This window comes from Xenorhabdus sp. TS4 (genome assembly GCF_014467265.1).
GTDB classification, from domain to species: Bacteria; Pseudomonadota; Gammaproteobacteria; order Enterobacterales; family Enterobacteriaceae; genus Xenorhabdus; species Xenorhabdus ehlersii.
Window position 1 is genome coordinate 147,015 of sequence record NZ_NKHQ01000022.1, and the last position, 14,298, is coordinate 161,312.

At 42.2% G+C, this 14,298-nt stretch carries 13 protein-coding genes and 1 pseudogene; 10 read left to right on the forward strand and 4 right to left on the reverse strand.

Annotation, left to right across the window (positions count from 1 at the left end; translation table 11 throughout):
• Window positions 1-344: 344 nt before the first annotated feature.
• Window positions 345-527, forward strand: a complete 183-nt coding sequence (locus Xets_RS11275; RefSeq protein ID WP_143707520.1) for a hypothetical protein — start codon at window positions 345-347, stop codon at window positions 525-527.
• 232 nt (window positions 528-759) lie between these two features.
• Here the strand turns inward: Xets_RS11275 and Xets_RS11280 are convergent, their stop codons facing one another.
• Entirely contained in the window at window positions 760-1,590 is an 831-nt protein-coding gene (locus Xets_RS11280) for an alpha/beta fold hydrolase (protein ID WP_099132310.1), read from the reverse strand.
• 377 nt (window positions 1,591-1,967) lie between these two features.
• Here Xets_RS11280 and Xets_RS11285 point away from each other — a divergent pair, with 377 nt between their 5' ends.
• The 3 genes from Xets_RS11285 to lhgO are packed head-to-tail and all read left to right on the forward strand — an operon-like array spanning window position 1,968 to window position 6,214.
• Entirely contained in the window at window positions 1,968-3,002 is a 1,035-nt protein-coding gene (locus Xets_RS11285) for a TAXI family TRAP transporter solute-binding subunit (protein ID WP_099132321.1), read from the forward strand.
• A gap of 58 nt (window positions 3,003-3,060) precedes the next feature.
• The gene (locus tag Xets_RS11290) at window positions 3,061-5,031 is read left to right on the forward strand and encodes a TRAP transporter permease (RefSeq protein ID WP_187651678.1); all 1,971 of its coding nucleotides are present in this window, start codon (window positions 3,061-3,063) and stop codon (window positions 5,029-5,031) included.
• Entirely contained in the window at window positions 5,024-6,214 is a 1,191-nt protein-coding gene (gene lhgO, locus Xets_RS11295) for an L-2-hydroxyglutarate oxidase (RefSeq protein WP_187651679.1), read from the forward strand. Before Xets_RS11290 ends, lhgO begins: the two co-directional genes overlap by 8 nt.
• Before the next feature lie 70 nt (window positions 6,215-6,284).
• On the opposite strand, the gene Xets_RS11300 is transcribed toward lhgO, so the two are convergent.
• Window positions 6,285-7,226, reverse strand: a complete 942-nt coding sequence (locus Xets_RS11300) for an omptin family outer membrane protease (RefSeq protein WP_099133751.1) — start codon at window positions 7,224-7,226, stop codon at window positions 6,285-6,287.
• A 302-nt stretch (window positions 7,227-7,528) separates the two neighbouring features.
• On the reverse strand, window positions 7,529-8,098 hold the full coding sequence (locus Xets_RS11305) for a HutD family protein (RefSeq protein WP_099133736.1): 570 nt from the start codon (window positions 8,096-8,098) through the stop codon (window positions 7,529-7,531).
• Window positions 8,099-8,389: 291 nt separating this feature from the next.
• On the opposite strand from Xets_RS11305, the pseudogene Xets_RS24665 reads away from it, so the two are divergent.
• The 6 genes and pseudogenes from Xets_RS24665 to efeB form a co-directional block, all read left to right on the forward strand.
• Window positions 8,390-8,546, forward strand: a pseudogene (locus Xets_RS24665) (IS630 family transposase); the annotation flags it as partial.
• A gap of 124 nt (window positions 8,547-8,670) precedes the next feature.
• Window positions 8,671-9,225 carry an iron transporter gene (locus tag Xets_RS11310; RefSeq protein ID WP_099133737.1) on the forward strand — a complete coding sequence of 185 codons (555 nt, stop codon included), beginning with the start codon at window positions 8,671-8,673 and terminating at the stop codon, window positions 9,223-9,225.
• 90 nt (window positions 9,226-9,315) lie between these two features.
• Window positions 9,316-9,642 carry a cupredoxin domain-containing protein gene (locus Xets_RS11315; protein WP_274540010.1) on the forward strand — a complete coding sequence of 109 codons (327 nt, stop codon included), beginning with the start codon at window positions 9,316-9,318 and terminating at the stop codon, window positions 9,640-9,642.
• 22 nt (window positions 9,643-9,664) lie between these two features.
• Window positions 9,665-10,504 (forward strand): FTR1 family protein, encoded by an 840-nt coding sequence (locus Xets_RS11320; protein ID WP_187651680.1) that lies wholly within the window; start codon window positions 9,665-9,667, stop codon window positions 10,502-10,504.
• Window positions 10,494-11,393, forward strand: a complete 900-nt coding sequence (locus Xets_RS11325) for an EfeM/EfeO family lipoprotein (protein ID WP_099133740.1) — start codon at window positions 10,494-10,496, stop codon at window positions 11,391-11,393. The genes Xets_RS11320 and Xets_RS11325 overlap by 11 nt, the downstream gene beginning before the upstream one ends.
• A complete protein-coding gene (gene efeB, locus Xets_RS11330) occupies window positions 11,390-12,682 on the forward strand; it encodes an iron uptake transporter deferrochelatase/peroxidase subunit (protein WP_099133741.1) in 1,293 nt (430 codons plus the stop codon). Before Xets_RS11325 ends, efeB begins: the two co-directional genes overlap by 4 nt.
• Window positions 12,683-12,737: 55 nt before the next feature.
• Here efeB and Xets_RS11335 read toward each other — a convergent pair whose 3' ends face one another.
• Window positions 12,738-14,147 carry a PLP-dependent aminotransferase family protein gene (locus Xets_RS11335; protein ID WP_099133742.1) on the reverse strand — a complete coding sequence of 470 codons (1,410 nt, stop codon included), beginning with the start codon at window positions 14,145-14,147 and terminating at the stop codon, window positions 12,738-12,740.
• Between the last annotated feature and the right edge of the window lie 151 nt (window positions 14,148-14,298).

The window sequence follows — 14,298 nt, forward strand, 5'->3', positions numbered from 1 at the left end:
TGTTATTCCTTCAAAAATCATTTAATCAAAATAAAAAATAACACCATCAATTATCACACATGAAATAAAACATTCCATTAACGTTATTGAAAAAATAAATTCATTCAAAATACTTTTTTATCTCTTTTACGAACATTTTTTCTATAAAAGAATAAAAAAACAAATTGTTAAAAAATCGTAAACAAAATATCAATGCAATAAAAAAATCAATAGCAAAAAGCACAGAACACTTGTAAAAATGAGCATGTTGACGTTAATACTAATTCTAACGTCAACTCCATTTCTACATAATTTATCGTTATGCTTTTATTGATGTTAATCCCTAACTCTATGAGGTATAGATCATGAAAAGAAAATTAGCTGCTTGTATGCTTTCATTACTCGTAGGAACAATCATCACAACTAACGCAAATGCGTTCTTATGTAAGACACTTAATGCTGATTTACGGGCAACATGCGAAGCTGCATGTAATTTAATCCCTGATGGTGGTACCGGCCTTTCAATCGCTAAGCAATTCTGCTTGTAACTATAACTTAGTATAACACTGTACAAAAAAGATATTCTTATCTTTATTTAATCATATTCTAGCCTGAATTTTACTATGACAGTAAAAACTGAAGTTAGAATAGAGAAAACAGTGAAGGTATAACACCTTAAAATATAATGGTGGGAGCGCTTTTAAGTGTTTTATTAAATAAACATGTAATAAAAGACTCCCACTATTATTTATCATAATCAATTGGTTATTACATCTGATTTCATTGGAGATTTTTAAGAAATTCGACCAAAATAGGATTAAACAATTCCGGTGCTTCCCAGAACGGTGCGTGACCAAGGCCAGCTAAATTAACTATTTTCCTTTTCCAAAGATTTCGGTAATTGAGACCATTAATATAATCAAAATTAATATAGGGATCATCTGCTCCATTAACAATCGCTAACGGTGTTTGACTGGTTTCAGCCAATAATTTTTGATCTGTTGCTTGAGGGGAAAGAAAAGCCTCAAACATATACTGCCGTGCCAATCCATCTGTTCTTATCACTGCTTCAATAATAAAAGGCTCATGAGGCGCATTAACACCATAGGTATCAGAGACAAAATTTTTGATATCTTCCTCAGTAAATTCCGCCTTGCCGGCAAGCCCCAAACCAGGACGAAAACCAAGAGCCACGTTATCTGCACCGACTGATACCGGTGGAGCACCGCAAATCATTAAGCCAATCATCTTAGGGAACAACGCCAACATTTCCAACCCAATATGACCTCCTAATGACCAACCAAATACTACCACTCTGTTAATGCCTATTTTTTCTAGTACCTCAATGACCGTATGTGCATAACCAGGCATTGAATATGCCTGACGTGATTCACTGGCATTTGATGATGAACCATGCCCTGGCAAATCTAACGCCAAAACCCGATACTTCCCTTTTAACTGATTAATTTGATGACGAAATATTTCTTTACAACTTGAATTACCATGAATGAAAAGAACAGGTAACCCACTCCCGCCAGTATCTATTACTGAAATACCTGCATAACGGGTCTGAATATTATAGTAATTAATACCATTCTGTGTAGTAGTCATTATTCTCTCTCCTCAAGTAATAGGGATGAGTTTAAGGAAGCGATTAAATTAGCCTTATTACAAATCATCAGTATTGAATCATCATAAAACGATAGAGATTTTGACTGAATTAAACCCTCCTGAAAGTTATTATGAGATTTATTTATAAAATCTGATTTTTTTATCCTCTGCAAGATTATGCAGTGCGCTTCCCCCACTTAAAATCTATCAGTAACTTCATATTTTTCGTTTGTTTTTTTAAGACACACAAAACACCTATCACAAATTTTCAACATAAAACTCCGAACCAGGTAAGTAATGTTGTATACAAGTGAATGCAAACATTTAACATTTATTACACAACATCATCTGGTAATCACATTATGACTATAAAAAATATGGCTTCCTTAAAAGTAAAGCGCCTATTGACAGCTACTGTTGCCATTGCTCTGGTCATCATGGCCATGACAGGAAAAATAGAAAATGCCCATAAACGTTTTCTCTCCGTTGCTACGGCTTCCACAGGCGGAACTTATTATCCAATGGGAGTCGGTCTGGCCAATGTCTGGAGTAACCATCTGAAACAAGAAAATATTCAGGTGACGGGACAATCTTCAGCCGGTTCGATTGAAAATATTGATCTGCTCCAAAAAAATGAAGCCCAACTGGCTATTTTACAGAGTTTGCTCGCCGTCGAAGCCTATCAAGGTGTCCGAAATTTCAAAAACCGCCCTTATCGGGATTTGCGTTCTATCTCCGTTCTTTGGCCAAATGTTGAACATTTTGTTCTAGTCGACGATAAAGTCAAAGATGGCACGCTAAACGATATTGCCGGAACACGTTTTTCTGTTGGACCACAAGCGAGTGGAACCGAACAATCTACCCTGATTATTCTGCAAGGTGTCAACCTCAGCAAACAAGAGATTCACCCAGAATATCTTGGTTATGGTGATACCGTTTCAGCTATGCGGGACGGTCGTCTTGATGGTGGCGCCTTACCTGCGGGTGTACCCGCTTCAGCAGTCACAGATATGTATGCCAGTGGTGTTCCTGCTCGCATTCTAAATGTGACAGGTGAACAATTGAAAAAGATTAACGCTATTGCCAACTCATGGTTTCGCTTTATCATAAAACCAGAAACTTATCCACGCCAAAAACAGCCTATCCAAACGATCGCACAACCCAATATTCTGATGACAACCCGCAAAATAGATGAAAAAACCATCTATCAATTAACAAAAGTGATGTTTGAAAATCAAAAGGAAGTCCACCAGATCCATAGCTCCGCAAAATACATTCTGCCTGAAAACGCATTGAAGGGTGTTTCCGTACCATTACATCTTGGGGCATATCGATATTATCGCGAAATTGGCCTGGATATTCCTGACTATCTTATGCCTCCAGAACTTAAATCGACAGACAAACCCCAATGATTTTTGACCGGAAATCATAAAGCTCAACTTAATTTTCCCATCATGTTATGGAGTCACCATGAATACTGATAATGTAATACCATCCACAATAGAGCTGGATAAAGAAGCAGGATCAGGCAGCCGTCAATTAAGCGGTTTCTATTCGAAGCTCACGATGATACTTGCCATCGCTATTTCCCTTTATGCTATCTATTCCAATGCGTTATCCAATACGCAGGAATTTTATCGTAATGCAACATTTCTCACTGGCATTCTGGTGTTAGGCTTTATTCTGTTTCCGATTTCCAAACGTTATTCAACAGCCAAATTTAATTATTGGGATTACCTATTTATTCTGCTTACATTGGTGAGTTATGGGTATTTTTATTTTACTTACACTGACTTGCATGTTGTACGTAACAGCATTCCCAATACCACAGATTATGTGATGTCCGTCATTGGCATCGCTGTACTCTTTGAGGCAGCAAGGCGTACAACAGGCTATTTCATACCGGGGTTATCTCTTTTTGCCATCATCTATGCTTTATTCGGCAACTATTTCATGAGTATCTTCGGTCATGCCGGATTTTCACTTGAGCGTCTGCTATTCCGCTTATTTATGACCAGTGAAGGAATTTTCGGCATTACCCTATCCACGGCATCAACGGCAATTATTGTTTTTATCCTGTTTGGTGCATTCTTAAGTGTCAGCGGTGCAACGGCATTATTCAATGACCTTGCCATGGCAATGGCCGGACGTCGTCGTGGTGGCCCAGCCCAAGTTGCGGTCATCTCCTCTGCCCTGACGGGTTCACTGAGTGGCAGTGCTGTTGCCAACGTTGCTACAACCGGAACCTTCACTATTCCCCTGATGAAAAACATCGGCCTGTCTCCCCGTTTTGCCGGTGCTGTCGAAGCGGCGGCATCAACAGGAGGCATGATCATGCCGCCGATTATGGGAGCAGCCGCATTTATCATGGCCGGTTTTTTGGGCATTTCTTACACCACTATTGTGATTGCAGCCATTATTCCGGCACTGCTCTATTACGCAGCCCTGATTATTGCCATTGATCTGGAAGCCAAAAAACAAGGATTGAAAGGCGTCAGCAGGGAAAATATTCCCAAAGTCAAAGCGGTACTCAAATCCCGTGGGCTACTATTATTGCCACTCTTTATCGTGATTGGCACTTTATTGACCGGAAAGACGCCGATTTATGCCGGTTTTCTCGGTATTATCGCGATTATTATCGCAAGTTGGATCACACCAGATACTTCCGTGCGCATGACTCCCAGGAAAATCGCCGCTGCCCTGAATGAAGCTGCCCGTGGAGCTATTCAGGTCACTGTCGCCTGTGCGGCCATTGGCGTTATTATCTGTGTTGTTACCATGACAGGCATTGGATCAACCCTCGCTTTTAATATCGTATCCCTGACCAACAATACCCTGTGGATGATCCTGCTGGTTGTTATGGTAGTTTGTATTGTCCTCAGTATGGGGCTGCCTTCAACTGCCTTATATATTGTTGTTGCTGTGACGGTGTCACCTATATTAATTAAAGCAGGTGTTTTACCATTAGCTGCTCACTTCTTTGTTTTTTGGTTTGGTGCACTTTCCAATATTACCCCACCGGTCGCACTCGCCAGTTACACAGCTGCCAGCATTGCCCGTGCTGATCCAATACAGACTTCATGGAATGCGGTCTATCTGGCTTTGCCAGGTTTTATCATTCCCTTTATTTTGGTGTACAACCCAGCATTATTGATACAGGGTGATGACTTAAACGTCCTATCCATTAGTTATATGATCCTGACTGCACTGATTGGCATCTATTCACTTTCTGTTGCCAGTGCTAATTTCTGGATGTACAAAACCCATTGGTTAGAGAGAATTCTCTTCGCTATTGCCGCGATCCTGTTAATCAAACCGGGAATGATCACAGATCTGGCCGGAATAATATTGATTATCGTGGCAGGAACCCTGCATTTCTTACGCAATAAATTGGAACGTGTAAAAAATAAGAATAATGAGGAACACCCTAAAAATGTATGACGTGATTGTTATTGGTGCAGGATTGGTTGGGCTTGGCACCGCTAATGCCTTACAAGAACAGCATCCGCACTTGCGCTTGCTGATATTAGATAAAGAAAATGGCGTGGCTGCACATCAAAGCGGTCACAATAGTAACGTTGTGCATTCCGGCATTTATTACACTCCTGGCAGTTTAAAAGCACAACTGGCGAAACAAGGAAACCGTACAATATATGAATTTTGTCAACAGCATGGATTATATTACGACCGCTGCGGTAAGGTGATTGTCGCCACACAACTCAAGGAGCTTCCCCTGCTGGAAAATATCTACCAGCGAGGATTGAAAAACGGCCTTGAAGTCAGCCTCCTCTCACAAACCCAACTGAAAGAGCGCGAGCCTTATGTCAACGGCCTTGAGGCAATATTAGTGCCCGATGCAGGGATCGTGAATTACCCGGAAATAGCGGCTAAACTGGCGGAAATCATTCAGGCCAGGGGTGGTAATATTTATTATCAACAGCAAATCCAAGGTATTCATGAATACAGTGATTATGTTGAGGTACAAACTCAGCAAACCAGCTATCAGGCTAAATGGCTGGTGAATTGTGCCGGATTGCATAGTGACAGAATTGCCAAGTTAGCAGGCTATAAGACAGGTATGAAGATCGTTCCTTTCCGCGGTGAATATTATGTTCTGGACAACAGCAAAAATTATCTGGTTAATCACCTGATTTATCCCGTACCTAACCCTGATTTTCCTTTCCTCGGCGTTCATTTTACGCGAATGCACAATAGCAAACGAGATGTTGGCCCGAACGCAGTATTGGCATTTAAGCGTGAAGGATATAGCAAAACAGATTTCAATCTACGGGATTTAGCCGAGGTACTGACTTACAAAGGATTTTGGAAAATCGCCACACGTTATTTCTGTGAAGGTATGGCAGAAATACGACGTTCCTTTTCTCGCCAGCTTTTTACCGAAAATGCCCGGCAGCTTATTCCTGATTTGCAACCGGAAGATATCACTCCAGGGCCAGCCGGCGTGCGCGCCCAAGCACTTACCGCCGATGGCAAATTGGTGGATGATTTTCACTTTGTGAAAGGTCGTCGTTCACTGCATGTTTGCAATGCACCGTCACCGGCAGCCACAGCTTCTATGGAGATTGGCAGGGAAATTGTGAGGCAATATTTTACTGAACTGTGAGGAATTGGTATGGCTTAAACTGACAGATACCGAAAAAGCGGTAACTGTCAGTGATACGATTATAAGAAAATTAAAAATGGTACTGTAATCCAAGATCGATACTGTAGTTTCGGTTTTCAATTCCGATAGAATTGTCACCTAAATCTTTGGTGTTGCCAGCATCATAATCGATAAGCCTCGTTTGACCTTTACCTTCGCGATATTTATTCCAGATAAACGCCGTATACACCTTCGTATTTTGAGTCAAATAATAACCAGCATCAATGCTGGCACCAATGTAACGTACCTTATCAGATCGCTGAGGAAGGGTTAAACGACGCATATAGTGCTCGTCGTTGCCCCAGGCTTTTACCCACGGACTATATTTTAGTAAAAGGTTAAATTCAAAATCCTGATAACGATACTGTCCAGCTAATCCAATATAGGGTAGGCTATATTTTTGTTTATAGCCAACTCCGGCCATCCCGGCAGGAAATTCGCCGATATTAGCACCATTATCATAGATATAATGACCACCATAAGCCGTCCAACTGAAACGTGTTTCCTGGTAACCTAATACCGCCCCTAATTTGTAATTCGATTGTTTAATTAACCAACCTGCGGCATTTAAATCAAACTCATTAGCATCGTTTAGGGAAGTATTTGAGCTGGATGACCAATGAGTCCAATGATTCTGGTTTACATCCAACCAATCGTAGTCAACCATTTTGCTATCACGTGACGATAATCTGACCCAACCACCCGCATTCACAGTTAGCCTGTCAAGGGGATCCCAGGAAACTTTGCCTCTGGCAATCAGAACATCGCCAATTTTCCAATTCAATTGACTGCTTTTGTATTTTGGATCTTTGGAATATCCATAGAGATGCTCGTTAGATTCTCCTTTTAGCCAACCAAGCCCAAGCGAAAAAGATACACTGCCATCGTACCAATCCAATTGTGATAGAGCAGGTGCTGCCATGATCCCAAAAGAAAAAGTCAACAATGGAGTAGCTATCAAGATTTTTTTCATCATTATTAATAACCTTATCAGAGTGTAAATTGAATTTTCATAATTTCTGTTACCCTGATAGCTATCCACAACTAGAAGAGATAATTTATTTAACTATCAATAACAGAAATAATAATATCTTTGGTATATTACTTTTATCGTTATATGCTTATAGTTTAAGATTATACTCTTTTAGCTATTTTTCATTTTTTAGGTAAATTTTTTTAACTAAAAATTAAATTCATTGGATTTAGTTGCATAAAACTCAACGGCCTGCTACAAAGCAGGCCATTAATTATATTAATTTTCAATGATTATCCTATTCACCCAATCGGACGCAAATCAACCCACAATAGCTGGCTATCCGCAATCAACGGCTTAATTACCCCTTCTCGTATATCCGGTAACCACCATGCGCCTTGACCAAAAGCAAGCTGGACACAATTCGCTCCTGTCATTTCCCAACGTCCTTTTAAAACATAAAGTACACCACTGTGTGATGTTGGCAGTAAACGTTCATCAGAAATAACTGAAATCTCAGAAGCCCAACATGAACGGCGAGTCATGATATTGAAACACTGAACAGGACCATCCAATAATTCCGCATGGGCCAAAATATCACCCGAAAAGTTAAATGGCGTCATCTTTTTCACCAATTCGTGCTCCAAAAAGCCCGGACTGGTCAAGCGGACTCCCTTTCCTTTTAATAAAACGATTGAGCATTCAATATCAGGGAATTGCCCTAATATTCCACTTTGATGGACAGTCGTAAAACAGGCTCGCCAGGCGAAATCATCAGACACAGGCCAGCAAACAATATCCCTGGTTTCGCCCTCCCCTCCAGACCATTGTACTCTTGGCAATGTCGCATAATCGAAGCATTTCATTTTCATGCCACTCCCTCACCACTTTTAAATTTTGTTTACAATGCTAAAAGATAACCAGTGTCAACTTGTTAACAGGAACATTGGCAAATAATTTCCCCTACGACAATATTGAGATAGTTGAAATGTGATTGATTACCCGCATTCTCTTAAGAGCATGTTTACGCTCCCTTAATAAGTTGTACAACATTGAGGTGAGAAAAAAATATCCAAGTAATCTGAGCCGGGAATCGTTCGAGCAAATAAACAAATCGCAAATAATACCCTCCCTAACGTATTCACTTATTTTAGCGCCGTCCTAAAACCCTCTCTGCGGCACGCTCTTCTGTCAATCACTGGATTGAGTGGTTTACATTCTCCGCAAGATTTTGGTTATATTGGCTCACGCCGGGAACTTGAACTTATTACTCATAAAATCAATGAATTATTAAACATATCACTCTCACAAAATTCACTCATGTCATTAAAAAATCTAGGATAAATAACAATTTTTCTTGAATAGTAAATGTGATAATGATTATCATTATTATCAATAACTATTTGCACAATAACTATTTGCACAATAACAACGAGGTATCAAAATGCGTATCGGGATGAGTGTCGCGGCAACGTTACTGGGAGTGGTATCAACATCGGCTATGGCGTTGGAATATCCTCTGGGGAAACCGGTTATCAAAAATGGCATGGAGATTCAAGGGGTTTACTTGCAACCGATCACCATGTCGATGGAAGGCAAACATAAAATGCACCATCTGGCGGCTGAAAAATCCGATATTCATTTGGAAGCGGATATTCACGCAGTCGAAGAGAATCCAAATGGTTTTGCCGAAGGGGATTGGATCCCATACCTGAAAGTCGATTATAAGGTTACTAAATTAGATGAGCCGAAAAAAACACAATCCGGCACATTTATGGCAATGGTCGCTAGCGATGGTCCTCACTATGGTGAAAATTTAAAACTGAATGGTTATGGAAAATACCGGGTGGAATATCGTATTTCTCCACCAAGTATGAATGATGAGGTTACATTCGGACGTCATATCGATAAAGAAACTGGTGTAGCAGCATGGTTTGAACCCTTTGATGTTTCGTGGGACTTCGATTACGCCGGAACAGGTCGCAAAGGCAGTTATTAAGTTATTGAAAACAGCGAGCAAGAATAAAGCGCTCGCTGTTATTAGACATTGGACGTCACGCTCTCGTCGAGGTTTATCTTGAAATCGTTCATTTTCACTCTGTGCATCTCGGTCGTGTCGTTGATTTATGCGCCCATGACGATTGCCGCTGAAAAATTTACTCTTGAACTTGAAATGAATAACGGTGAGTTAACTCCACCGATATTAAGTGTGCCTGCGAAAACGCCCGTTCGGATCAAAATTCGCAATACCGGTACGGAGCCTGTTGAATTTGAAAGCACGCAATTGCGTAAAGAAAAAGTCTTGGCGCCCGGAGCAAACTCAGTGGTGGTCATTGCACCGCTTAAACCGGGAAAATATACATTTTTTGATGATTTTCATCTCGCGCACCCCGCCGGTGAGATAATAGCTGAGTAATCATTTGGTTGCAGGATATGGTATGGGACAAGTTCTTTTTGTGGTATGGCGCGAAAGCTTTGAGGCGCTACTCGTGGTCAGCATTATTTATGCGTGGATCAAACAACACCCTGATGCTGAGACAGGACGCCGTTATTTATGGGGCGGTGTCGCGCTTGGGGGAGCATTATCCCTCTTTTTAGCCCTGTTAATTTACGGCGTATTTAACGTGCTCGATGACAGCGGACAAACCTATTTTATGATTGGGATGGCGCTCTTTGCCTGTGTCCTTATCGTACAAATGGTGTATTGGATGAGCCAGCACAGCGCCTCACTCAAATCGGGTATTGAACACGAAATGGTTCGTAGCGCAAAACACCACTCTTGGTGGGGCGCATTGGTTATCGTCGCAATCGCGATTGCCCGTGAAGGTAGTGAAATCGTTGTTTTTCTCTCCAGTGTCGTGATGGGGCTAACGCGAGATTCCATGTGGTCGTTTACGGGGGAAGTGGTATTAGGCATCGTGATAGCCGCACTGACATTGTATCTGTTCTCACTTAGCTATCAGAAAATTGCGTGGAAATGGTTTTTCCGTATCACTAGTATCATACTGCTTTTCTTAGCCTGTTCATTGCTTCTCAAAGGCGTGGAAGAGATTTCCAATGTGCTGTTAGAACACGATATTGAGCTGAATGATTTTCTTATCTATCCATTATGGGATACCAGCAATTGGTTAGATGACTCAGGGTTGATAGGGAATTTTATGGCTACCCTGTTTGGGTATCGGGCGCAACCTATTGGGATAAGTGTGCTGACGTTTGCCGTTTATTGGATCGTTGTAATTGCGTTATTCCGTCGTCAGGGGCGTCGTCATGCTGCGTAATATGTTGAGAATGACTGTTTCGCTATTACTGTTATTGAGTTTAGGTGCGGAAGCGGAAAAGTATCGCGCGGGGCTTCCAAACACAGGTAATGAAATCGTTATTGCCAAAGGGGATATTCCTACGCCGACGCAATATCAACCGATGATTGCGGTCTATATGAAAATGATGGGCGTACAAGTGGCGGCCATCGAAGCGCAGTTGATAACATTACAACGTGCATTAAACGCAGGAAATTGGCAAGCGGCACAGCAAGCGTATATTCAGGCTCATTATGATTATGAGACGATCCGCGCGGTGGTTGTCGTTTTTGGTCATGCAGATCGTGTGATTAACCCCCATGCCAGTTATTTTCTTAAACAGGAGCGCGATCCAAAATTTATTGGTTTTCATCGTGTTGAATACGCACTGTTTTCAACCAACGATAAATCGGATGCTTTGGCAGCAACGCAAGCGCTACTGCATAATGTACAAGATTTAAAACAACGTGTAGCGGTGGAAACGCTTCCGATAGCAAAGTTAGTGCAATCCGCAGATGACAGCATCGAGCTTATTTTAGAGACAAAACTCGGTGGTGATGAAAACCGTTACAGCCGCAGCGACTTAGCGGATATTGCAGCAAATTTGCAAGGTGCTCGCTGGATAGTTAACGGGTTGGTGCCATTTTTATCCCCTGAAATAGTAACATCGCTCAATACGCAATTTGATGCGCTTGATTCCGTGATGGCAAATTATCGCTCTGCACAAAAGCAATATTTTCGTTATGAGCAACTCTCTCCTCAGGATAAACATACGCTTTACGCCCAACTGACACAGTTAGCGGAAACGTTGTCTGGACTGCGGGCAGCATTGAAGATAGATGTGTATTATAAATACCGGAACGAACCATGAAACACAAAAAAAACACGCTCCCCAGTGAGAATGAATCGATTTCGCTGAGTAAACGTATGACATTGAAATGGCTGGGAGCAGGCAGTGTTCTGTTATCCAGTGGGGCACTGAGTTTACCAACAATGGCGACACCGGAAACAAAAACATGTGACAACCTCAGCCGCACACACGCCATTCCTTATTTAGGAAAACATCAGGCAGGCGTGATTACACCAGAACAAAAAGAAGCGATTTTTTTGTCGCTGAATTTAACAGTTTCCACCCTTGATGAGGTTGAAGACATTTTTAAGCGCTTAACGCAATGCATTGCTCGATTAACGCAAAACCGTCAGGCGGAAAAAACCACGAATGACCGTATGCCGCCAGCAGAATCTGGGATCCTTGGTCGTTATTTAACGGCGGATGATTTAACCATAACGGTTTCACTCGGTCATTCGCTCTTTGATAACCGCTTTGGATTAACCTCGCTAAAGCCGAAAAAATTTGTTGCGATGACCGAGTTCCCAAATGACCACTTAGAAGCGTCATGGTGTGGCGGTGATCTCTTACTGCAATTGTGCGCCAATAGCCGAGAAACTGTGATTTATGCATTACGTGACGTTTTGCGTCAGTTATCGGGAAAGGTTGCACCGCTTTGGAAGATAGATGGTTTTTTACCTGCTCGTGATATTGAATGCAAAACAACGCCCATTAATTTGTTTGGATTTAAAGATGGCACCGGCAATGCCGATGCGAAAGACGATGACTTAATGGACTCCCTCGTCTGGATTACGCAAAAAGAACCCGCTTGGATAGAAAATGGCAGTTATCAAGCCGTTCGTCTTATCCGATTTGCATTGGAGTTTTGGGATAGAACACCGCTTGAAGATCAAGAAAATGATTTTGGACGACATAAAGCTAGCGGTGCGCCGATGGGAAAACAGCATGAGCACGACGACCCCGAGTTTAATCGTGATCCACATGGTGATCGGGTATTATTTGACTCCCATATGCGTCGAGCGGAACCTCGAACAACCGAACGACATGTTTCCAAATTACGTCGGCGCAGTTACAGTTACTCTCTTGGGTTAACATCAACAGGGCAACTCGATATGGGGCTGATTTTTGTTTCATTCCAAAATGACCTGAAGAAAGGCTTTATTGATACCCAAAAACGGTTAAATGGTGAACCCTTAGAGCGTTACATTAAACCTTTCGGCGGTGGTTACTATCTGGTTTTACCGGGTATATCATCCACATATGACTATCTTGGCGAGAGTTTGATCCGAGCCGCTCGCGCCCTCACTTAATTTATGACAGGTAGGCATGGGCATCTTTCCACTCCCCAGCGTTGTGGTATGGCCGCTACAAGAGCATATGACACATATTCCCCAACTCTTTCATTGCCAAAGCCTGAGTTTCATTCCAGGCAAATGACGTATTCAAGCGAAAGGCATGATCAAACTGGGCGCTCGTGGAAAACATGCTACCTGGTGCGATACTGATATTCTTTGCCAATGCCTGTTGATAGAGTCGGTTGGCATTAAAAGGGGGTTCAAACTCCAGCCAGAGAAAATAACCACCACGTGCACTGTTTACTTTCACAGATTGGGGAAAGTATTCACTGATTGCCCATAACATCCGATTTTGCCGTTGTTCCAACTGCCGCCTCAATCGACGCAGATGATTGTCATACCCTCCCTGCGCCAAATAGTCCGCAATCGCCAACTGGGTTGGCGTGCTGGCGGATACCGTGCTCATCATCTGTAATTGCTGAATTTTCTTCGCATGTTTACCTGCGGCAACCCAACCTACCCGATAACCAGGAGCAAGACATTTTGAAAATGATGAACAGTGCATGAAATTATTTTCGGTATCCCATGCTTTTATCGGTGCCGGAGGCTCCTGCTCGAAATACAATTCACCATATACATCATCTTCAATCAGGGCGATTTGGTTTTGGTTCAAAATCTCTACCAATCGCTGTTTATTTTCAGGGGGCATTGTGCTGCACAGTGGGTTTTGAAAACGCGACATCAGCCAGCAAGCTTTTATTGGATATTTCTTCACAACTTCTTCTAAAGTTTCCAAAACAATACCCGTATGAGGATCTGTCTTAATGGCTATGGCTTTCAAACGTAACCGCTCTATCGCTTGCAGCGCCCCATAAAAAGCGGGCGATTCAATCACCACCCAATCCCCCGGTGAAGTAACGGATTGCAAACTGAAACTTAACGATTCCATTGCCCCGGCAGTAATAACAATTTCCTCAGGAGAAACATGGATACCGTGGGAAGCATAGCGGCGGGATAGATTACGTCGTAACTTTTCATTACCTGGAGGCAAATTTGCCAGCGAACTGTGTGGCACGAAACGGCGGGCGACTGAAGCCAGTATTTTTGACAATTTGGGTTCGACTAATAAAGAAGGATCGGGAAATGCCGAACCGAAAGGAATAATTTGCGGATCTTTGCATGCCTGCAAGACATCAAATATGGAGGCACTGATCTCCACATTTTCACTTAAGTTGAGTCCCTTCCCTCCTTTTGCCGCCGCAAAGGGTTTCAGCCGAGTGGCAACATAATACCCTGATTGTGGACGCGCCACGATCCAACCCTGACTTTCCAGCAACTGGTAGGCTTGTAGCACCGTCATCAAGCTCAAACCCGACGATTTCACCGATTCCCGCAATGAGGGTAACCTATCACCCACTTGCCAAATATCGTCTTCTATTTGTTGGCGGATCATGCCCGCCAATTGTTCGTAACGCGTCATATGCTTGGCCTTTGTCTAAACTGTTATAACGCGATGCTCGACTTTAACATCTTATAACGTTGGCTTGTTGAAGCCAGTCGCGTTGACTTTTACCTTGTTTAAAATTGGCAAAAATACCCAACGTGTGAGAAAGAAGTTTTCTAGCAATTCG

What these genes read in the sequence shown, in the direction of transcription:
- Xets_RS11325 (WP_099133740.1), top strand. Translation starts at nt 10,494, where the DNA reads ATGCTGCGTAATATGTTGAGAATGACTGTTTCGCTATTACTGTTATTG.
- Xets_RS11290 (WP_187651678.1), top strand. Translation starts at nt 3,061, where the DNA reads ATGAATACTGATAATGTAATACCATCCACAATAGAGCTGGATAAAGAA.
- lhgO (WP_187651679.1), top strand. Translation starts at nt 5,024, where the DNA reads ATGTATGACGTGATTGTTATTGGTGCAGGATTGGTTGGGCTTGGCACC.
- Xets_RS11300 (WP_099133751.1), bottom strand. Translation starts at nt 7,226, where the DNA reads ATGAAAAAAATCTTGATAGCTACTCCATTGTTGACTTTTTCTTTTGGG.
- Xets_RS11335 (WP_099133742.1), bottom strand. Translation starts at nt 14,147, where the DNA reads ATGACGCGTTACGAACAATTGGCGGGCATGATCCGCCAACAAATAGAA.
- Xets_RS11285 (WP_099132321.1), top strand. Translation starts at nt 1,968, where the DNA reads ATGGCTTCCTTAAAAGTAAAGCGCCTATTGACAGCTACTGTTGCCATT.
- efeB (WP_099133741.1), top strand. Translation starts at nt 11,390, where the DNA reads ATGAAACACAAAAAAAACACGCTCCCCAGTGAGAATGAATCGATTTCG.
- Xets_RS11305 (WP_099133736.1), bottom strand. Translation starts at nt 8,098, where the DNA reads ATGAAAATGAAATGCTTCGATTATGCGACATTGCCAAGAGTACAATGG.
- Xets_RS11320 (WP_187651680.1), top strand. Translation starts at nt 9,665, where the DNA reads ATGGGACAAGTTCTTTTTGTGGTATGGCGCGAAAGCTTTGAGGCGCTA.
- Xets_RS11275 (WP_143707520.1), top strand. Translation starts at nt 345, where the DNA reads ATGAAAAGAAAATTAGCTGCTTGTATGCTTTCATTACTCGTAGGAACA.
- Xets_RS11280 (WP_099132310.1), bottom strand. Translation starts at nt 1,590, where the DNA reads ATGACTACTACACAGAATGGTATTAATTACTATAATATTCAGACCCGT.
- Xets_RS11310 (WP_099133737.1), top strand. Translation starts at nt 8,671, where the DNA reads ATGCGTATCGGGATGAGTGTCGCGGCAACGTTACTGGGAGTGGTATCA.